This window comes from Pseudomonas sp. PDNC002, assembly GCF_016919445.1.
Taxonomy (GTDB): Bacteria; Pseudomonadota; Gammaproteobacteria; order Pseudomonadales; family Pseudomonadaceae; genus Pseudomonas.
The window spans coordinates 111,758-130,130 of record NZ_CP070356.1 but is presented as its reverse complement, the minus strand read 5'-3'; the positions used below and the strand labels follow the sequence as shown (position 1 = coordinate 130,130).

21 protein-coding genes are annotated in these 18,373 nt (G+C 62.6%); all 21 read left to right on the top strand.

The features are described from left to right. The first annotated feature begins 209 nt into the window (after nt 1–209). The 21 genes from JVX91_RS00620 (at nt 210) to JVX91_RS00520 (ending at nt 18,373) form a co-directional block, all read left to right on the top strand. On the top strand, nt 210–362 hold the full coding sequence (locus tag JVX91_RS00620; RefSeq protein ID WP_205339902.1) for a Com family DNA-binding transcriptional regulator: 153 nt from the start codon (nt 210–212) through the stop codon (nt 360–362). 26 nt (nt 363–388) lie between these two features. Beyond that, nucleotides 389–1,261 (top strand): hypothetical protein, encoded by an 873-nt coding sequence (locus JVX91_RS00615; protein ID WP_205337542.1) that lies wholly within the window; start codon nt 389–391, stop codon nt 1,259–1,261. A gap of 124 nt (nt 1,262–1,385) precedes the next feature. Next, entirely contained in the window at nt 1,386–1,715 is a 330-nt protein-coding gene (locus JVX91_RS00610) for a phage holin, lambda family (RefSeq protein ID WP_205337541.1), read from the top strand. A gap of 1 nt (nt 1,716) precedes the next feature. Beyond that, complete coding sequence (locus JVX91_RS00605; RefSeq protein ID WP_205337540.1) at nt 1,717–2,454, top strand: hypothetical protein; 738 nt, start codon at nt 1,717–1,719, stop codon at nt 2,452–2,454. A gap of 112 nt (nt 2,455–2,566) precedes the next feature. Continuing rightward, nucleotides 2,567–3,112, top strand: coding sequence for a terminase small subunit (locus JVX91_RS00600; RefSeq protein WP_205337539.1), 546 nt, complete (start codon nt 2,567–2,569; stop codon nt 3,110–3,112). Then, nucleotides 3,084–5,030, top strand: a complete 1,947-nt coding sequence (locus JVX91_RS00595) for a terminase gpA endonuclease subunit (RefSeq protein ID WP_205337538.1) — start codon at nt 3,084–3,086, stop codon at nt 5,028–5,030. The genes JVX91_RS00600 and JVX91_RS00595 overlap by 29 nt, the downstream gene beginning before the upstream one ends. Nucleotides 5,031–5,032: 2 nt before the next feature. Continuing rightward, nucleotides 5,033–5,236 (top strand): hypothetical protein, encoded by a 204-nt coding sequence (locus tag JVX91_RS00590; protein WP_205337537.1) that lies wholly within the window; start codon nt 5,033–5,035, stop codon nt 5,234–5,236. A 1-nt stretch (nt 5,237) separates the two neighbouring features. Next, on the top strand, nt 5,238–6,776 hold the full coding sequence (locus JVX91_RS00585) for a phage portal protein (protein WP_205337536.1): 1,539 nt from the start codon (nt 5,238–5,240) through the stop codon (nt 6,774–6,776). Between the two features lie 16 nt (nt 6,777–6,792). Beyond that, nucleotides 6,793–8,748, top strand: a complete 1,956-nt coding sequence (locus tag JVX91_RS00580; protein WP_205337535.1) for a prohead protease/major capsid protein fusion protein — start codon at nt 6,793–6,795, stop codon at nt 8,746–8,748. 74 nt (nt 8,749–8,822) lie between these two features. Beyond that, nucleotides 8,823–9,176 carry a DUF2190 family protein gene (locus tag JVX91_RS00575; RefSeq protein ID WP_054910971.1) on the top strand — a complete coding sequence of 118 codons (354 nt, stop codon included), beginning with the start codon at nt 8,823–8,825 and terminating at the stop codon, nt 9,174–9,176. A gap of 17 nt (nt 9,177–9,193) precedes the next feature. Then, nucleotides 9,194–9,499 carry a hypothetical protein gene (locus JVX91_RS00570; protein ID WP_205337534.1) on the top strand — a complete coding sequence of 102 codons (306 nt, stop codon included), beginning with the start codon at nt 9,194–9,196 and terminating at the stop codon, nt 9,497–9,499. Then, nucleotides 9,496–9,966 carry a hypothetical protein gene (locus JVX91_RS00565; RefSeq protein ID WP_205337533.1) on the top strand — a complete coding sequence of 157 codons (471 nt, stop codon included), beginning with the start codon at nt 9,496–9,498 and terminating at the stop codon, nt 9,964–9,966. Before JVX91_RS00570 ends, JVX91_RS00565 begins: the two co-directional genes overlap by 4 nt. Beyond that, on the top strand, nt 9,963–10,136 hold the full coding sequence (locus JVX91_RS00560) for a hypothetical protein (RefSeq protein WP_177339315.1): 174 nt from the start codon (nt 9,963–9,965) through the stop codon (nt 10,134–10,136). The genes JVX91_RS00565 and JVX91_RS00560 overlap by 4 nt, the downstream gene beginning before the upstream one ends. A gap of 3 nt (nt 10,137–10,139) precedes the next feature. Continuing rightward, nucleotides 10,140–10,919: a hypothetical protein gene (locus JVX91_RS00555; RefSeq protein WP_205337532.1), complete on the top strand. Its 780-nt coding sequence runs from the start codon at nt 10,140–10,142 to the stop codon at nt 10,917–10,919. Next, entirely contained in the window at nt 10,916–11,515 is a 600-nt protein-coding gene (locus JVX91_RS00550) for a DUF4124 domain-containing protein (RefSeq protein ID WP_205337531.1), read from the top strand. Before JVX91_RS00555 ends, JVX91_RS00550 begins: the two co-directional genes overlap by 4 nt. A 57-nt stretch (nt 11,516–11,572) precedes the next feature. Then, on the top strand, nt 11,573–11,875 hold the full coding sequence (locus tag JVX91_RS00545) for a phage tail assembly protein (protein ID WP_205337530.1): 303 nt from the start codon (nt 11,573–11,575) through the stop codon (nt 11,873–11,875). Nucleotides 11,876–11,976: 101 nt separating this feature from the next. Continuing rightward, on the top strand, nt 11,977–14,811 hold the full coding sequence (locus JVX91_RS00540; protein WP_205337529.1) for a tape measure protein: 2,835 nt from the start codon (nt 11,977–11,979) through the stop codon (nt 14,809–14,811). A 37-nt stretch (nt 14,812–14,848) separates the two neighbouring features. After that, nucleotides 14,849–15,361: a hypothetical protein gene (locus JVX91_RS00535; RefSeq protein WP_205337528.1), complete on the top strand. Its 513-nt coding sequence runs from the start codon at nt 14,849–14,851 to the stop codon at nt 15,359–15,361. Beyond that, the gene (locus JVX91_RS00530; RefSeq protein ID WP_205337527.1) at nt 15,361–17,094 is read left to right on the top strand and encodes a hypothetical protein; all 1,734 of its coding nucleotides are present in this window, start codon (nt 15,361–15,363) and stop codon (nt 17,092–17,094) included. Before JVX91_RS00535 ends, JVX91_RS00530 begins: the two co-directional genes overlap by 1 nt. Next, the gene (locus JVX91_RS00525; RefSeq protein WP_205337526.1) at nt 17,094–17,480 is read left to right on the top strand and encodes a hypothetical protein; all 387 of its coding nucleotides are present in this window, start codon (nt 17,094–17,096) and stop codon (nt 17,478–17,480) included. The genes JVX91_RS00530 and JVX91_RS00525 overlap by 1 nt, the downstream gene beginning before the upstream one ends. Further along, entirely contained in the window at nt 17,477–18,373 is an 897-nt protein-coding gene (locus JVX91_RS00520; protein ID WP_205337525.1) for a hypothetical protein, read from the top strand. Before JVX91_RS00525 ends, JVX91_RS00520 begins: the two co-directional genes overlap by 4 nt.

The following is an 18,373-nucleotide window of genomic DNA, read 5'->3' as shown; positions in this document are numbered from 1 at the left end:
GTGTCACATTGCGGTTTTGCCGCTTCGGCGAACCCTCGCACTATATCCAGCCCGGCCATTTGAGCCGGGCTTTTTGTTTCTCTGTATTCGATGCTCGTGCCGTTCCGCCATATTGCAGTTCATTCCTGGTGCATTGAAGTTTTTGCATTGTTAGTGGTGAGGCTATATAGGAAAATAGCTGCACTGATTAGCTAATGGATGCGGAAGAGATGCTGCAAGATCTACGATGTGGTGAATGCAATAAACTTCTGGCCCGCATCGATGGAGTTTTCGAACTTCAAATAAAGTGCTCCCGTTGTGGAGCAGTTAACCACCTGAGGGCCACGAGCCTCAATCAGCGTGCCTCTGAGCACCAAAAATAAGTTATTCCTAAATCAGAGGTGTTCAAATGATTCGTAAATCCGTATTGACTGCGTTGCTTGTTCTCGCTGGTGTGAGTGCTGCGAATGCCGGTAATATTGTTCCGAAAGGAAATAACGGTGTTGGTCGTTTGGCTGACTCTCCTAATGGTGCATATCACCTGGACCTCAAAACTAACGGCGATCTAGCGATTACGGACAACGCCGGAGGCCTGGTTTGGCGGGCCGATAGCTCAACCGGGATTGAGGGGAAGATGGCTGGTGATGGTTGTAAATTCAACGGCTGGGTCATGAAAGCTGCCGCTGCCTTGACAATTGATGATCGGGCAGGTTGCTTTAAATGGCAATCCAAAGTAGATAGCAATCTTCCACCTGGTGCAGATAATTACACTTCCTACGTGCTTCAAGATGACGGTAACTTCGTTGCTTATTTGACGAACATTCGTTGGAGGTCTAATGCGTATGGCGCGGCGGCAGCTGGTGCCACTCAGTCCGTGATTATTCCTCCTGGCACTGTAATGCCTCTTGGTACGATTTATACCAATGGTAACTACAAGCTGGCATTCCAGACTGATGGTAACTTTGTTGTCTATAATGGCAACACCCCGATCTATAACGCAGAGATTAATGGAAAGGGGGGCGTTAAGGCACAGATGCAGTACGACGGAAACTTTGTCGTCTACGATGCCAACAATCAGCCGCTTTGGAACACCGGCACCGCTGGTAACCAGAATGCCTATATGGCATTCCAACCCGACGGCCATCTCCTGATCGTCAAGCAAGATGTGATTTGGGCCCGTTTCGGACACCAGTCCACGTATTGGGCACCTGGTAAGGTCGGCAGCCCGTTTTATGTTGGCCTTGGGTGGTTGATTCCTAACGCCGTAACCGTCTGGAACTGAGTAGTTGGGCCAGGCTTTGCCTGGCCCCCTTTGTTCCGGCGGCGAATCGTATATGCAGTTCCTCCTGCCTCTTACCCGTGCCAATCGGGTTTTTCTGCGACTACCCCGAAGTGGGGATAAAGAGATGACCAACATGCCCGACAAACCGGAGACGTGGGCGCTTGTGCTTGCTTGGCTGAGCCAACACTCGCCCGTGCTGTATGCCGGCGCTCTGTCATTCCTGGTTGCACTGATTCGGGTTATCTACGGTGGTGGCACTCGGCGCCAGGCGCTGCTCGAAGCGGCGCTCTGCACGCTGATCACCCTCGGGCTGATCCCAGTGCTGGAGTGGGCCGGATTGCCATCGAACATGGCCACAGCCGCTGGGGTGTTCACTGGCTTCCTGGGAGTTAAGAAGCTGGCCGACATCGCTGACCGATTCGCCGATTGGAAGCTGCCGCGCCGGGAGGGTTGAGGTGATCATTATCAGCCCTGGGCTTCTGCATGACTTCGATGACGAACTGTCCAGCCTGGAGCAGGACCAGATCCCGTTCGCGGCAGCGCTCGCCCTAACTCGCACTGCGCAGGCTGTGGAGAAGGTGTTGGTCACCTCGATGCGCACTGTGTTCGACCGCCCGACGCCCTACACCCTGAACAGTCTTCGCGTGTTCCCTGCCACCAAGGAGAAGCTGGTGGCTCGGGTATGGATGAAGGACGAATCGGTGAAGGCCGAGCCCGCCACGCGCTGGCTTACCCCTGAGATCTACGGCGGTGACCGCCGGACGAAGCGGGTAGAGCGGCAGCTACGAGAGCGCGGCATCTTGCCTGAGGGCAAGTACGTTGTGCCCGGTGCAGGGGCGAAGCTGGATAAGTACGGCAACATGAACCGAGGCCAGGTCACCAAGGCGCTGTCAGGTATCGGCGGGTACACCCAGCAGGGGTATGACGCCAACGCCACCGATAGCGCGCGCAGTGTGAAGAAGGGCAACTACCGGCACTACTTCGTGATGCATGGCCCTGACCGCCAGCCCATCGGCATTGCCGAGCGCACTGCCAAGGGCAAGGACGGGCTGGCCATGATCCTGGCCTTCGTGTCAAAGCCCACCTATCGCAAGACGTTCGACTTCCATCAGATCGCACAGCGTGAAGCTGAGGCGAGGCTGCGCGCCGAGGCCGAAAAGGCAGTCGCTGAGGCCCGGCGCACCCGTCGATAGGCCCTTCCTATGGGCTTTGGGTCCTCCCCGGGGTACCCCCCTATGAGGGTAATTCGAGCCCCGCGCGCCAACTATGTATGACCGAATTTCAGGGGTTGGTTGTTGTTTAGTCATGGCCAAAAACGAAACAACCAGGCAGCCGGGATGGTTGAACAAATCCGAGATGGCGAAGAGCCTCGGTATTTCCCCGCAAGCCTTTGATAAGTGGGGCGTGGAGCCGGTTTCCCGGATTGGCCGAGAGGCGTTCTACCGGGTGCAAGATGTGGTGCAAAACCGCGTCGACCACGCCGCCCGGAAACAACAACCTGAGGGTGGCGGCGAGACGGTTATCGATCCGCTGCTCGAGTACAAACTGGTCCAGGGAAAGCTCCGGCTCACTTCCGCTCAGGCAGATGCCCAGGAGAAGAAGAACCAGGTAGCTGAGAAGCAACTGGTGCCGGTCCCATTTGCCACCTTCGCGCTGGCCAAGATCGCCGCTCAAATCGGCTCGAAGCTGGAAACCGTCGGCAAGACGGTGAGCAGGCGACACCCCGACATCGACCCACGCATTCTGGAAACCGTCGAGCGGGAGATCGCCCTGGCGCGAAACGTCGCCTCGCAGTTTGGCGACGATCTTCCGGAAACCCTCGATGAGTATCTCGCAACCCTGGATCAGTGACCTCAGCAAGGCTGTTGGTCTGGGGTTGCTCGCCCTTCATAAGGAGCCGCCGCTGACGGCGGTGGAGTGGGCGGATAAACACTTCTACATGTCGTCCGAGTCCTCCTACAACGAAGGTAAATGGAAGACCGACCCGTTCCAGGTAGCGATCCTGAACGCAATGGGAAACGACCTGATTTCGGTCGTGAACTTCGTGAAATCGGCGCGCATCGGCTACACGAAGCTGCTGATGGCGAACATCGGCTACAAGATTCAGCACAAGCGCCGCAACGTGATGATGTGGAGCCCGACCGATCCGGACTCCGAGGACATCAGCAAGAGTCACGTCCGCGGCCTGATCCGCGATGTGCCGGTGCTCTACAAGCTCTTTCCCTACCTGGACCGGAAGCACAGCGACAACACGCTGGACCAGAAAGTCTTCACCAATCGGAAGACGCTCTGGATTCGGGGCGGCAAGGCCTCGCGGAACTACCGCGAGAAATCGGCGGACGAGGTGATCTACGACGAGCTGTCGAACTTCGACGCCGACGTGGAGGGCGAGGGCGACCCGGTCACCCTTGGCGACAAGCGTCTGGACGGTGCGGTCTACCCGAAGTCCATTCGTGGTTCGACCCCGAAGAAGGTCGGAACCTGCCAGGTGAGCAAGGCGGCGGCCGAGTCACCCATTCGGCTGCGCTTCTTCGTTAAGTGCCCGCACTGCCATCAGGAGCAGACCCTGAAGTGGGGTGGCAAGGACTGCGAGTACGGCCTGAAGTGGGACAAGGACGCGCTCGGTGAAGCGACCAAGGCCTGGTATGTCTGCGAACACTGCACCTGCTGCTTCTTCCATCAGGACATGGTCGAGGCCTCGAAGGATGGCCGTTGGATCTGCGAAGAGACCGGCATCTGGACGCGTGATGCCATGGACTGGTTTGGCGCTGATGGGGAGCCGATCCGTACCCCTCGGTCGATCGCCTTCTACTGCTGGGCCGTTTACAGCACTTGGAGCACCTGGCTCAAGATCGCCACCGACTGGCTGAAGGTGAAGGGTGATTTGCAGAAGCTGATCACCTTCGTAAACACCACGCTCGGTGAAACCTGGGACGACGACCAAGGCGAGAAGGTTGACTGGGAGGTGCTCTACGGGCGTCGTGAGGTATTCCCGGAGGTGCCGCAGCAGGCCGTCGCGTTGATGGGCGGCATCGATACCCAGGACGACCGCCTGGAGGGTCGGGTATGGGCCTTTGGACCTGGCGAGGAAGCCTGGCTCATTCATCGCTTCATCCTTACTGGCGACCCTGCCAGCGAGGAGCTGAGGCGCAAAGTCGGGCTTGAGGTGCACCGGCAGTTCACCCGCGACGACGGCCTGATTATGCGCGTGGAGCGGTGGTGCTGGGATGCCGGCGGCCACTACTCGGACGAGGTGGCCGCGGAGAGCCGCAAGCATGGCGCGATGTGGGTCATCCCGGTGTTCGGCGCGAGCACCTATGGCAAGCCGGTTGCCAACTTCCCTCGGAAGAAGAAGGACCACGTCTACAAGACCGAGGTCGGTACCGACAACGCGAAGGAGCTGATCTACAGCCGGCTGCGGCTGCAGGTTGATACAGCCAAGTCGCGCGCCGGCCACCCGCAGCCTGGGGTCGTTCACTTCCCGGCCAACGACGACGTCTGCGATGAGGCGGAACTGAAGCAGATCACCGCGGAAAAGAAAAAGGCCGCGATGGTGAAGGGCAAGCGCGTGTTGCGCTGGGACTCCGGCGGGCGCCGCAACGAGGCTCTCGACTGTTTCGTTTATGCCCTTGCCGCCTTACGCATCAGCCAATCGCGGTTCGGGCTTGACCTGGACGCCTTGGCAGCACAACCAGAGCCTGGCGGTTCGACGGCTGTGGATAACGCAGAAGAACGCCCACGGGCGAAATCCTCTTACTGGAAGAGATAGTGATGTCCTACACCCTGGAGCAATACCAAGCCCTGAAGGCCGCCTTGGCCGGCGGTGAGCTGCAGGTGCGTTACGCGGATCGTTCCGTCACCTACCGCAGCGTCGACGAGATGATGCGCATCCTCCGCCAGATGGAGGGTGAACTGGGCCTGAACGCCAACAGCAACGGCGGACGGCGCTACGCCTCCTTCTCGAAAGGCTACTGACATGGGATTCATCGACACCCTGTTTCCCGGCCGAGCCGCGAGACGTGCAGAGTCTCGCCTACAAAAAATGAAGGCTGACCTGCAGATCAAGGTCTTGGAGCGCCGTTTCGAAGGTGCCGCAGGCGGCCGCCGAAATGACGGCTGGCGCAGCACCGGCGCGGACGCCAATGCCGAGAATGGTCCCGCACTGGCGCGGCTGCGCAATCGAGCGCGCGACCTTCGCCGCAACAACCCGTACGCCGAGCGTGCAGTCACTGGCATAGCGGACAACGTAGTGGGTGCCGGCATCGTGCCGCGACCGCTGGGGAAGACGCGCGCCAACAAGAAGCTGGCGGACCTGTGGCGGGCCTGGGCCGAAGAAACGCTCTGCGATGCCGACGGCCTCGAGAACTTCTACGGCTTGCAGCACAAGGTCATGGAGGCGGTTCCCGAGGGAGGGGAGGTGTTGATCCGGCGCCGCTGGCGGAAGTCCTCGGACAACTTGCCAGTGCCCATGCAGTTGCAGGTGCTGGAGGCTGATTTCCTCGATGAGGAAAAAAGCGGGGCGTACGGCGCCAACCAGATCATCCAAGGGATCGAGTTCAGTCCAATCGGAAAGCGGGAGGCCTATTGGCTGTTCGACACGCACCCCGGCGCGAACAACACCTGGCGCGCGCTGGAGTCCCGTCGCATCCCGGCGGAGGACGTGATCCACGTCTTCCTCCCGAAGCGGCCCGGGCAGGCCAGGGGTTACACCTGGTTCGCGCCGGTGATGCAGCGCCTGCGCAACTTCGACGAGATGGAGGACGCGGTGATGGAGCAGGCGAAGATCGCCGCCTGCTTCGCCGCCTTCGTGACCAAGGATGACCAGTCCCAGGGCGGCCGAAAGGCCACCCCTCTAGTCGAGCGTGTCGAGCCTGGGATTATCCAGGAGCTGGCGCAAGGCGAGGACGTCACCTTCGGCACTCCGCCAACCTTCAACGGATATGACTCCTACGCATGGCAGGGGCTGCACGCCATTTCTGTTGGGCTGGGCGTGCCTTACGAACTGGTAACTGGCGACCTGAAGGGCGTGAATTTTTCCAGCGGCCGCATGGGGTGGCTGCACTTCGCGCGCCGCGTCGACGTGTGGCAGTGGCGAATGTTGATTCCCCAGCTCTGTGGTGGGGTGTGGACCTGGTTCATGGAGGCGCAGGCGCTGCTTCCCGATGGTGTTCGCGAGGATGTGAAGGCGGACTGGGTTCCCCCTCGCCGGGACATGGTTGATCCGAAGTCCGAACTGGAGACCGTCAAAGAGCGGATTCGCCAAGGGCTGGTTACCTGGCCCAACGCCTTGCGCGAGGTGGGGATCACTGATCCGGAAGCGCATGCCGCTGAAATCGCAAAGGCCAACGCCTTGTTCGACAAGCTCGGCCTGGTCCTGGACTGCGACCCGCGCAAAGTCTCCAACGCTGGCCTGACCCAGGCCAGGCCTGTCGGCACGCAGCTGCCGTCAACCGATATCAACCCTGCTTCCGAGCAGCCGACTGGCGAGGACATCAGCGATGCCGGCGACCAATAAGACGCATGAAACCCCCATGCTGCAGTTGCGGGCGGCCGTTCGCCCTGACTCGGTGAACATCGAAGAACGGACCGTCGAAATCACCTGGACTACCGGCGCGAAGGGCCGCCGCTGGTCCTGGGACATCGGCAGTTACATGGAAGAGCTGGAGGTCAGCGAATCGGCTGTCCGTCTGGAACGTCTGAACAACGGCGCTCCCTTCCTCAACACCCACAGCACCTGGGAACTCGGCGACGTCATCGGCGTGGTCGAGCGTGCCTGGCTGGAGGGCGGGGAGGGGCGGGCGCTGGTGCGTTTCAGCCAGCGCGAAGACGTCGAGCCGATCTTTCGTGATGTGCGCGACGGCATTCTCCGAAACATCAGCGTCGGCTACTCGGTGCATCGCTACGAAATGATCGAAGCGCCCGACGACAAGCTGACCACCTACCGCGCGGTGGACTGGGAGCCCATGGAGCTCTCACTGGTGCCTATCGGCTTCGACGACGGGGCAAAGACCCGAGGCGCGAAGCAGGAGACCGACTACCAGGGCCCGCGCTTCAACACCCTTTTCGAGACCCGGGAGGCCGATGCGCCTACCGACCAACCGGCCGCCGTGGCCAACCCCAACGAGGAAAACGAGATGACCGAAGAAGAGAAACGCGCGGCCGATGAGCTGATCCGCCGTGAGGGCGCGGAGGCTGAGCGCAAGCGCGGAACCACTATCCGCTCCATGGCCAAGAAGGTCGGCCTGGACGATGCCTTCGCCGACGAACTGGTGGAGCGCGGTATCACCGTTGCCGAAGCCAGCGCCGCGGTGATCGACAAGGTGGCCGAGCGCCAAGCTGGCAACCAGCCGGAATCCCGTAATACCCAGCCCACCGTCAGCTCCACCGTGGATGTCGGCCTCCTGACTGCAAAGCGTGAAGCGATGCAGAACGCGCTGCTCCACCGCTGCAACTCCTCGATCAAGCTGGAAGACGCCGCCCGCGAGTTTCGTGGCATGCGCCTGATCGACATGGCGCGCGAGTCGATCGAGCTGGCCGGCGGCAACGTACGCGGCATGACCCAGCAGGAAATCGCCCGTGCCGCCCTGGGCTGTGACCGCCAGGCCGTCCGCGCTGCCGGCATGCACACCACCAGCGACTTCCCGCTGCTGCTCGGCGGCGCCGTGAATCGCACTCTGCGCGCGGCCTACGATCTCGCGCCGCAAACCTGGCGCCCGCTGGGTCGCCAGACCACCGTGCCGGACTTCCGCGCTGTCACTCGCGCCGCCCTGGGCGATATCTCTGCGCTGGAGCAGGTGAAAGAGCATGGCGAGTACAAGTACGGCGCCCTGAGCGAAGACGGCGCCCCGCTGAAGGTTGCCAAGTTCGGCAAGATCATTGCGATCACCTGGGAAGCGATCGTCAACGACGACTTGGGCGCGCTGTCTCGCATCCCGCAGGCTCTGGGCACGGCCGCTGCGCAGACCGAGTCGGATGTGATCTGGGCTCTGCTGCTGGGTAACCCGAACTTCACCGATGGAAACCCGCTCTTCGACGCCAGCCACGGCAACGTCGCGGCCGGCGGTGGCGCGATCAACACCGCTACCCTGGCAGCGGCCCGCGCGGCCATGCGCAAGCAGAAGTCCAAGGCTGGCCACTTCCTCAACCTCGGCCCGGAATACCTGGTCGTTGGCCCGGACAAGGAGCTGGAAGCCTTCCAGTTCACCAGCTCGCAGTACGTGCCGGCCAAGAACGCCGACATCAACGACAGCCGCAACACCGCGCTGACCGTGATCGTCGATGCCCGTATCACCGGCAACCAGTGGTACCTGTACGCCTCGCCCGGCGTCGTTGACACCTTCGAGTACGCGTACCTCGAGGGCGAGCAGGGTGTCTTCACCGAAACCCGCGAGGGCTTCGAGGTTGATGGCATGGAGATCAAGGCCCGTCTGGTCTTCGGCGCCGCCTGGATCGACTACCGCGGCGCCTACAAGAACCCCGGCGCCTGATCGTCCGGCACCAGACCCAATAGGGCGCCTGCGGGCGCCCTTTCTGTTTCTGCTTCTCTCTCGCGAGGTGACACATGAAATCCTTCATCCAGCACGGCGATTGCATCACCGTACCGGCCCCGGCCGGCGGCACCGTCTCTGGCCAGTTGTACAAGGTCGGCGCGTTCGTTGGCGTTGCGGCCACCACCGAAGCGGCCGGAGACCCGGTCGTTCTCAAACTCAACGGCGTGTTCGAACTCAGCAAGATCAGCGCCCAGGCCTGGGCTGTCGGTGATCTGCTGTACATGAACACCAGCAGCCGCGCTCTGACCAACGTCTCGGCAACCGGCCTGGTACTGGTCGGCGCGGCCACCGAGGTTGCTGCCAACCCGTCCGCTGTCGGCCGCGTGCGCCTCAACGGCGTCTCCGCTCCGGCTGCCGTGGCCTGACCGTGACCTGGGCCGCAATGCGCGACCGCCTGCATGAGCGGGTGGTTGCGCGGCTGAACGATGGCACTGCGGAGTACCAGGCCAAGGACGGCCGGCTGTTGGCGAGCGGACTGACGGTGATTGTCGACCACAACCTGATGCAGAACGGCCCGGATTGCCTGATGCGCTCGGATGCAGTCGGCGTCAGTTGGCGAAAGCCGCTCCTAGCCTGCGTCGAGCGGGGTGGCATTTTCACCCTCTGCTGCGGTCGGCGCCTACTGGTAGAGGACATTGCGGCTGACGACGGCCACATGGTGACCGCCGCGTGCATGGAGGTTCCATGAGCAACATCCTCACCAGCGTCCGTCAGGCCCTTATTCAGCGTGTCCAGCAGATCACCGTCGCCAACGGGTGTTTGACCAATCTCGGCCAGGAGGTCCGCACCGGCTGGCTCAACGAGGTGCTGACCGAGAAAGGCCTGCCTCAGCAGTTCGTTTTGCTCCAGAAGGCGCCCAACAGGCCGCCGGAGAAGAAGGTAGCCGCGCTGAGAATGCATGTCGGCTATTTCCTGATCGGCCTGGTCCGGATCGATGTTGAGCTGTACCAGCAGGCACTCGAGGAGATGGAACTGGATATCAGCCAGGCATTCGTCACCGAAGAGGGTGTCTTCCCGCGCTGGCTTCCGAAAGGAGCTACTGGAATCACCGTCGGCTCCTCGGACCCGTTCCCGCCTGGCAACGGCCAGCCGTATGCCGGCGTTATCGTTCCCATCCACATCACCACCATCGTCCAGGAGAAGATCCGCCGATGAGCGAAGAGAAAACCGTGCAGCAGGTTGAGGTCGAACTTACCGGCGAGCACACCCACAACGGCGCGGACTATCCCGTCGGCGCCAAGATCAAGGTGACCCAGCGCCAGAAGGCCTTCCTCGAGTCGGTCAAGAAGGTCAAGGTCGCTACCCCCCTCGCGAAGGAGGCCTAAGCGATGGCAATTCAGAAAGAGACGGTCGTCATCGGTGGCCACCTGAAAGCGCGCCTCGCCGGTTCCGGCGTACCCTTCCAGAAGGTTGGCCTGGTCTCGACCATTCAGCACACCACCGAGACCAACAGCCTTACCCTGGCCGATACCACCACTCCGCAGGGTGGCGAGTACGACAGCCTGGATCGCGTCACCAGCGTTTCGCTCGCCATCAACTTCCGAGAGATCTTCAGCTGGGTGCTGGCTGCCTTGGTCTGGGGCAGCGTCTCCAACGTCGCGGCCACCACCGTGACCGGCGAGCAGCACGTCGCCGAGGTGGATGGCACCATCGCGCTGGAAAAGATGCCCCTGAGCATCGCCAGCGTCAGCAACGAGGCGGGCACCACGGACTACGATGAGTTCGACGACTGGGTGATGACTGGCTCGGGGATCGAAGTTGTCTCCGGTGGCGCCCTGGAAACCGCGATCAAGGCTGCCGCCCCGGGCACTCCCTTCAAGGTGAGCGTGGACTACAGCTCGGCTGCGGTTGACGTGATCGAGGCGCTGACCAACAGCGGCCAGGTGTTCGAGTTCCTCTTCGAGGGCGAGAACGCCGCCGGCACTCAGAAGCGTGTCGAGGCCCGCTTCTTCCAGTGCCGTCTGAACCTTGCGACCCAGATGGACTGGATTAACACCGAGGACTTCGGCGGCTTCCAGGCCACTGCCAAGGTGCTGCGCGACCCCACGAAGGTTGGCGGCGGTACTTCGAAATATTTCCGCATCAAGAAGGAACTGGCTGCGGCGTGACGCTGAGTTTCAAACTCGGTACATTCCCTCTCATCGTCTATTCGATGGGAGGGAACCCCATGCGCCATTTCGCTGCAGTTGCAGCCATCTGCCTGATTTCCAGCGCCGCCCATGCGGCCGCGGTCTTCAAGTGCGTCGACGAGAAGGGAAAGGTCACCTTCACCGCCAACGCCAACTGCCCGACCGGAAATGACCTCACTGACGTGGTGTCGGCGCACAACGCCGCGCCCTCTGGTAGTGGCCCGGCAGCGGTGATGGCGAAGCCGGAGCGTCATCGCCCGCGCTACCACAGCAGCGGCTCTTCGGCTCCGCAGTCTCAGGGGTACACCGTCGTCGGCGGATCTGCCGATAACGCCCCCTGCACCACCGGACTGTCCGATCGCGACCTGCGTACCGCCATGGTGCGGAAGGAAGTGGTTCCGGGCATGAGCCGTGACCAGATTGAACAGATGTACGGGAAACCGAACCGCGACGGCTCAGCCCGTGGTGCCGGCACAACCAGCTACTGGAACGACAAGTACGTGGACGTCACCAGCGTCAGTTACGACTCCGGCGGCTGCGTCCGGACCAGCCATCAGTCAGGCCACAAGAACTGACTGACCAATTTTTCAGAAACCCGCTTCGGCGGGTTTTTCTTTTTCTGGAGTAGCGAAATGACCGATGCCTCCGGCTGCCGGATGGTGCCCCTTGGTTCGCTGAGCGTCACCGTGCGCGAGATGACCGTGGCCCAGGTGCGCCAACTGATGGACACGATCACTGCCGATGAAGTGGGTGACAACCTGCTTGGCGGGGTGCTGCGACTTCACGACCTGTCCGCCATGAGCGACCTGACGACGAAGCAGATCGACGAGCTTCGTCCCTCGCAGTTGGAAGAAGTGGCGCAGGCCTGCCGCGAGGTAAACCGCCATTTTTTCGAGATGCTGGAGCGACTGGTGAAAGCCCTGGCCAAGCCCTAGCGCGCCTGGATGAAGTCATCGCTCTGCTGGTGCGCGTAGGCCACCAGAACGTCCTTTCCTATCCCTGGAGTCTGTTCCTCCGGGCCGTCAAGGTGTGACCCATGACCGAAGTAGAGCTGCGGCTGACGGCGGATGATGCCGAGGCGCGCCGGGCCGTCTCCGGCTTTCGCGCTGAATACCAGAAGCTGGTCAAGGACATCGAGCGACCTCTCCGCCAGGTCAACGCGTTTCGTGATCTTGAAAGCCAGCTGGACAGCGGGTCACGCCGAATCCAGCAGGCGCGCGATCGAGTGCGTGAGCTGGGCAACGAGCTCGCTAGGACGGAGTCGCCGACCAAGAGCCTACAGGCTAGCTACAAGGGGGCCGTCGCCGACCTGCAGCGCCTGGAGCGTGTCGAGGCGCAGCACATCGTGCGGCTATCGGCCATGCGCGCCGAGTTGCAGGCCGCCGGCGTCGACACCAAGAACCTGGCTGCGGAGCAGGAGCGCCTGCGCAGTGAGCTCGGCCAACGGGTCAATGCTGGACGTGCGGATGCCGGCCTTGCTGCGGCGAGCGGTACCCTCGGCATTGACCGATACCGGGCTCTGCAGGCGCAACTGCGCGCGCTGCCTGCCGACTACGAGCGCCTCAGTCGAGCAGGTTTTAAGTCAGCCGCCGAGCAGTCCGCTGCTCAGTTGCAGCTCCAGCGCCGGCTTGAGGAAACCCGCAGGGAGATTCAGGAACTCACCGTGGCCAGCCAGGGTGGCGGCCGCATTCAGGCCCTGATCGGCGGGGCTGCTGGGCTGGGCCTGGGTCTGGGCGTGACCGAGGCAGTGGGCGCCTATATCCGCGCCGCCGACCAGGCCAAGAACCTGCAGTCCCGTCTGAAGCTGGCGACTGAAAGCCAGGAAGACTTCAACACAGCGCAGCGCGAACTGGGAAGGCTGGCCGATGAGAACCAGGCGCCGCTCGCCAGCCTGTATTCCCTGTACACCCGTCTTGCGCCAAGCCTGACCGAGCTGAAGCGCAGCCAGTCGGACCTGCTGGACGTCATCGAAGCGGTTTCGGCCTCAACGCGCATCAGTGGTGCAAGCGCAGAAGAAGCGGATGCTTCCATTGTCCAGTTTGCCCAGGCGCTGGGCGCCGGCGCGCTGCGTGGGGACGAGTTCAACTCGGTAGCCGAGCAGACGCCGCGCCTCATGCGCGCTCTGGCCGACGGCCTGGGTGTCGCCCGAGGTGCATTGAAGCAGATGGCCAACGACGGCCAACTGACGGCCACCGTCGTGATCAATGCGCTGCTCAAGCAATTGCCGCAGCTGCGCGCAGAGGCCGCAGCTCTGGAGAAGACCACCGGCGGTCAGTTCCAGGTACTGGCGAACGAGGCAAGCCAAGCAGTGGCGGCGGTGGATGACCTGACCGGGCACACCAAGGGGCTGACAACCGGTCTCGGATTCGTCAGCAAGGCCGTGAAGCAGATTGGCGACGCCTTCAAGGCGCTGAACAAAGGAGGACTTGCGGGGCTTTTTGAGTTTGACCGCCAGGCCACCCAGGACAACGCCGTCGCAGACGCGGAGAAAGCCGTCGCGCGGATCATCGCGGCGAAGAAGGAACTGCAGGATAACGGTCGTTTCAGCATCGTGACGTTCCTGCGCTTCGGCACTGCCGACATGGCCGAGCTGGACCGGCAACAAGCCAAATATCAGGAGTATCTCGACGGTCTGAAGAAAGCGCGCGAGAAGGCCGAGGCCGAGGCCAAGACGAAACGGATCGCCAAGGTGGAGATGGATGAGGCCAAGGATCGTCAGCGCATCTATCAGGAGCAACTGCGGGCGCTGGATGGCTTCGCCGGTAGCGAGCGGGCTCTACAGGCCGCTCGCGAGGCTGGCGAGCGAGGCTTTCAGGATCGACAGGACCGCGCCAGGCAGGGTGGCCTGACGAAGCTGAAAGGCTACCTGAACCAGCAGTACCAGGAGCTGAAGAAAGCGCAGGCCAACTATGAGCAGGTGGTCGGGGAAACCGAGACCATCCTGAAGCCATTCAAGGATCTCACTCAGTCGTTCAAGGATGGAACGGCTGGGCCTGCTGCTGACCCCAGTTACAACCTGGTGCAGGATCTCAAGCTCAAGGCCAGGACGCAGATCGACGACAACCCTCAGAAAGCGATCGAGTACGCCAACAAGGCGCGCGAGGCGCTGGAACAACTGCTCTCAGCTGGAACAAACACCTACGGATTGCGCGGCGTCGCGCAGGAACTGGAGGATATCGCCACCGCGGCACAGGAAGTGCGGAAGGTTCGAGCGGCTGACATTCAGAACAGCGTACAGGACAGCATCACCAGCTTGGTGCGCCAGGCTGACGCGCTGAAGAACTTGAACGTCGTTGTGTCCTGGGATCAGGCCAACGAAGAGCAGATCAAGGCGAGGATGCTGGCGCTCTCCAAGGAGATCGCCGAGCAGCTGAAGTTCAAGGTTCAGGTGACTGCGCCAGATGTTGATTCCAACGTGGCCCGCGTCACGGCTGACACTCCAGCGGCACCCGATGGATTTGCAGAAGGTGGCTGGACTGGGCCGGGCTCTCGTCTGCAGCCCGCCGGCGTGGTGCACGCCGACGAGCACGTACAGCCGAAGCGGGTGGTCAACGAGCCCGGGGCGCTGACGTTCCTGGAGCGAGTCCGTCGTAACGGCTTCACGCGCACCATGGCTGACCTTCGTGCGCGCTTCGCTGGCGGCTTACCTGGCTATGCCGATGGTGGGCTGGTCGCTTCCATGGCAGTGCCGAGTATTCCGGCGCCCTCGGCCGACGTCCTCGGTGCGCTGCCTGGTAGTTCGAGCGCGCTGACCCCGGTGAATCTGTTCATCGACGGACAGCGGTACTCGATGCTTGCTGGCCAGGACACTACGAAGCAGATTCATCGATCAGCACTGAAGAAGGGCCACCGCCGAGGTGGCGTTACCTGAGCCCCGCCATGCGGGGCTTTGCTTTTTGGAGCCCGGGATGTCTCTACCCAAACTGATGATTGGCGGCGTCGAGGTACTGGCGCTCTTCGCCGGCGCGCCCCAGCAGACGCTCAGCCCGCTGGGCGGCCCCTCGATTGTTCGCCTGAGCCAGGGCCGGGGCGTCCCGATGACGCATTGGAACAAGGTCGCCATCAGCATCTCCGCTTCCGGCTGGATGCCACCTGGTCTTGCTGGAGTCGACTACAGCCAGCCGCTGGAGGTCAGGCTGACCAAGGTCGAAAGCATTGTGGGGACGCATCTCGATTACCAGCTGACCAGCGCGCCGCGTCCGGATTTCGAGCCGTACGCCGAGGCGCTAATTGGCAAGGACTGGGAGCGGACAGGTATCACGCGCGCAGGCCTGGCCGTGACCGTCACGCCAATGGCCGGGGCCACTCATTACCGCGTGTGCTGGATGCCGGTCTTCATGGTCTCCGGCCGGCGGCCGCAGGAAGACAGCGACGACTCCGCGAATACGCACCGCTGGAGCTTTGACTGCGAGGAACTCTGATGCTGATCAACGGCAGCCCGCTGGGCATGGCGCCGCTCGCCCAGTTGGACGCGGACGGCGGAGATACTCCGATTCCGGTTGATCCGCTCGCCTCGATCATCTGGTCGATCCGCGTAGTGCTCGGCGGCGTGGATGTCACCGAGCAGCTCACCGGCCAGATCCGCATTGAGCGGGAAGAGGGCGCTGCCGCCATCGCCGAGTTCGCGGTCTGGCTGGCGCCCGCTCCTGTGGACGTGATCGCCTGGACCGGCCGCACGGTCGCCATTTACTACCGCGAGTTGCGCGAAGGCACCTGGATCGAGGAGTTGCGCTTTTCAGGATGGTTGGAGCAGCCGAGCTTCGACCCGAAAAGCCGAATCGTCAGCTGTGAGGCAACCGACCGTCTGCAGGACTTGATCGAGGCCATGTCCATCGAGGCGATCGACGCCTTGGTTGGAGGCCTCTGGTCCGCTGACGTGTTCGACGCGGTCGAAGGGCGCAGCCACTGGGACTATGCGCAGGAGCGCATGGCCAGCCAAGCGGCGAGCCTCGATCGTGCGGTGGACGGAACGCTTCGCGTAACGCCGTGGGCTTCCAGCGAGCCCGTTCGCACCTTCGGCGCTGGCACCACCGTGGACGACTCGCTCTCGCTGGACCCGGCGAAGCTGAAGGATCGGATCAATACGATCAAACTCAGTATCGACTATCGCTACACCCGATTGCGGGAGCGCCACCAGGCCTGGAGCTGGGAGCATCCGGACATTGACGGCGAAAGCATCGACCTGGGCTTCTGCATCTGGCGCCGGAACTCCACCGAACTCCCCGACGTGGCGATGGTTACCGACGCGACCAGCTCGGCCGGTTACAACGTGCTGGCCGGCGCGGGCTTTCTCCGCGTGCCGGAGACGGGCGTCTATTGCGATCCCCAGGTCGGTTGGCGAAATGACTTCCCCGATCTGCTGCTCTCCGCTGGCTGGGTCGGCGGCATGCGCTGGACCCAGGCAGTAACGGAGACCTACGCGCTCAACGTCATAGCCCAGACGAGCGTTGCTCAGGCCGGCGAGGTGCTTCGTCGGGACGGAACGGCGTTCGAAAGCGAGACCGACCGCTCCAAGGACTGGGAGAGCGCCGCTTTCACAGCGCCGGTAGGGGACGCCACGCAGGACGCGCTGAATGATTGGGTGGTGGATGTTCGCGACGACGTGCGGCTGTCTGCTTCCGTGATCTGCCAGGCCGCGGGTGCGCGAGTGGCGATTCTCTCCGCTCACCGCGGCAACCGCCTGGCCTGGCAGGTGCCGACCTCGCGCGCGCTGGCCCTAGACCTGGTGCATACGCTGCGCCTCGAGGATAAGGGGCTCGCGCAGGGCAAGCTCTTCAGCATCATCGACGAGTGGGATTTCGAAGCGCAGACCGCGCTGACGACGTTGACACTTGCGCTCAGCAGGGGCGGCGGTGGGACCGACGATCCGTTGGTCCTGCCTCCGGCACCCAACACCCAGCCTACTGGCACACCTACTGGCGCCATCACCCTGCCGACCCAACTGCGTGGGCGCGGCCTGATGGAGTACGACGACGCGCTCGACGGTTTCTCTGGTAACTACGACGAGCTCGACATCGGCTCGCCACCGGATGCTTTTCCCCGGCGCCTGCAGGTCACGGCGCCGGAGGTTCCGGCAGAGCATCGCGACGAAATCACGGGCACCACCGAAGCCACTTTCCGCGTGCGGATTCCTGACGACCTCCTGGAGATGTGATGAGCCTTGCAGATGAACGGCGAGCGATCGCCGAAGGGATAGCGGCTGCGCGCAAGCCGGAGCAACTGCTGGGCGACCTGCAGTCGTTGGAGTCGCGCAGGCGGAGCGGCGGCAAGTTGCTCGAGCTGGAGCGGCGTGGATCGAAGCCAGCTCAGGTGGGGCGGGGAACCTATCAGGCGAAGGCGCCGCTCAGTGGCGGAACCGGCGGAATTGCTAGCCCGCTCACCGAGCCGGATGCCGCTGCCCGCGAGTATTTCGACCAGGTGCTGATGCCGACTACGGACGGTCTGGTCTGGGCGCGCTGGAAGAGCGTGAAAAAGCTGGTCATGACAGACGCCAACGGCGCTGAAGTGGTCTTCGAATTCAAGAACGGGGTGCAGCAATGAGGTTCCTCAACAACTGGTCCACCGTCCTCACTGGAGCTCTGGCCGCCGGCGGCAATACGCTGCCGATTGCGCCGGCCGCCGCCTCCCTCCTCGTGGAGGATGAGGACTACCTGGTGACGCTCACCAACGAAGCCCGCACCGCCTGGGAGATCGTGAAGGCCTCCCGCACCGGCGGCACGGTGGCGATCGAGCGCGCTCAGGAGTGCACCACCGCCAGCACCTGGGCGGTGGGTGATCAGGCATTCATCTCGGTAACCGCCGGCACGCTGCAGCAACTGGTGGACGCCGCGCCGGCGCCAGTGGTGATCGGCGACGATGTGCCGACCGCTGCGCCGCCCGCCGCCGGCGCGTTGTTCTTGATTGGTGGCAGTACCGGCAATTCCCCGATCTGGATCGGCGTCGATTCGCAGCACCTGGAGGACTGGGTGCGAATCGCGGGCCCGGCGCGGAACACCGTATGGTCCATTGGTGATGTGCTCGCGCCGCTCGCTATTGATCGCATGGACCGTGAGGTGACGCTCGTCGTCAGCCCTGACGCAGTTGGTCCACTGATTCAGGCCGAGGTCCAACTGCCGGACTGGCCGGTGATCCGCGAAGATCTGGTGATCGACATCACTCTACTCACCGGGACCAGTCGTAGCGTGCAACTGGATATCCAGTTCCCGCACGACGTCGATGGTTTCTCCATCGATTCCGGCGCGGTCGGCGCGACGGCTGCATATGGTCAGGACTTCCTGCGAATCACCGCCACCGAGTCCGTTCGCATCACTCTCCAGGATCTGGAGTATTTCGCCGAGAACGAGAGCGATCCCAAGCTGGTCTACGCCAACATCGTCGTCAGCAAGCCGCCGGTGGAAGAGTTCGTGCCGGTCGATCCGATCTCTGGAGGCTGA

Excerpts from the sequence above, each read along its gene's own strand:
- JVX91_RS00615 (WP_205337542.1), top strand. The coding sequence starts at position 389 with ATGATTCGTAAATCCGTATTGACTGCGTTGCTTGTTCTCGCTGGTGTG.
- JVX91_RS00600 (WP_205337539.1), top strand. The coding sequence starts at position 2,567 with ATGGCCAAAAACGAAACAACCAGGCAGCCGGGATGGTTGAACAAATCC.
- JVX91_RS00585 (WP_205337536.1), top strand. The coding sequence starts at position 5,238 with ATGGGATTCATCGACACCCTGTTTCCCGGCCGAGCCGCGAGACGTGCA.
- JVX91_RS00595 (WP_205337538.1), top strand. The coding sequence starts at position 3,084 with ATGAGTATCTCGCAACCCTGGATCAGTGACCTCAGCAAGGCTGTTGGT.
- JVX91_RS00530 (WP_205337527.1), top strand. The coding sequence starts at position 15,361 with ATGCTGATCAACGGCAGCCCGCTGGGCATGGCGCCGCTCGCCCAGTTG.
- JVX91_RS00590 (WP_205337537.1), top strand. The coding sequence starts at position 5,033 with ATGTCCTACACCCTGGAGCAATACCAAGCCCTGAAGGCCGCCTTGGCC.
- JVX91_RS00525 (WP_205337526.1), top strand. The coding sequence starts at position 17,094 with ATGAGCCTTGCAGATGAACGGCGAGCGATCGCCGAAGGGATAGCGGCT.
- JVX91_RS00520 (WP_205337525.1), top strand. The coding sequence starts at position 17,477 with ATGAGGTTCCTCAACAACTGGTCCACCGTCCTCACTGGAGCTCTGGCC.
- JVX91_RS00555 (WP_205337532.1), top strand. The coding sequence starts at position 10,140 with ATGGCAATTCAGAAAGAGACGGTCGTCATCGGTGGCCACCTGAAAGCG.
- JVX91_RS00535 (WP_205337528.1), top strand. The coding sequence starts at position 14,849 with ATGTCTCTACCCAAACTGATGATTGGCGGCGTCGAGGTACTGGCGCTC.
- JVX91_RS00575 (WP_054910971.1), top strand. The coding sequence starts at position 8,823 with ATGAAATCCTTCATCCAGCACGGCGATTGCATCACCGTACCGGCCCCG.
- JVX91_RS00565 (WP_205337533.1), top strand. The coding sequence starts at position 9,496 with ATGAGCAACATCCTCACCAGCGTCCGTCAGGCCCTTATTCAGCGTGTC.
- JVX91_RS00620 (WP_205339902.1), top strand. The coding sequence starts at position 210 with ATGCTGCAAGATCTACGATGTGGTGAATGCAATAAACTTCTGGCCCGC.
- JVX91_RS00570 (WP_205337534.1), top strand. The coding sequence starts at position 9,194 with ATGCGCGACCGCCTGCATGAGCGGGTGGTTGCGCGGCTGAACGATGGC.
- JVX91_RS00560 (WP_177339315.1), top strand. The coding sequence starts at position 9,963 with ATGAGCGAAGAGAAAACCGTGCAGCAGGTTGAGGTCGAACTTACCGGC.
- JVX91_RS00545 (WP_205337530.1), top strand. The coding sequence starts at position 11,573 with ATGACCGATGCCTCCGGCTGCCGGATGGTGCCCCTTGGTTCGCTGAGC.
- JVX91_RS00540 (WP_205337529.1), top strand. The coding sequence starts at position 11,977 with ATGACCGAAGTAGAGCTGCGGCTGACGGCGGATGATGCCGAGGCGCGC.
- JVX91_RS00610 (WP_205337541.1), top strand. The coding sequence starts at position 1,386 with ATGACCAACATGCCCGACAAACCGGAGACGTGGGCGCTTGTGCTTGCT.
- JVX91_RS00580 (WP_205337535.1), top strand. The coding sequence starts at position 6,793 with ATGCTGCAGTTGCGGGCGGCCGTTCGCCCTGACTCGGTGAACATCGAA.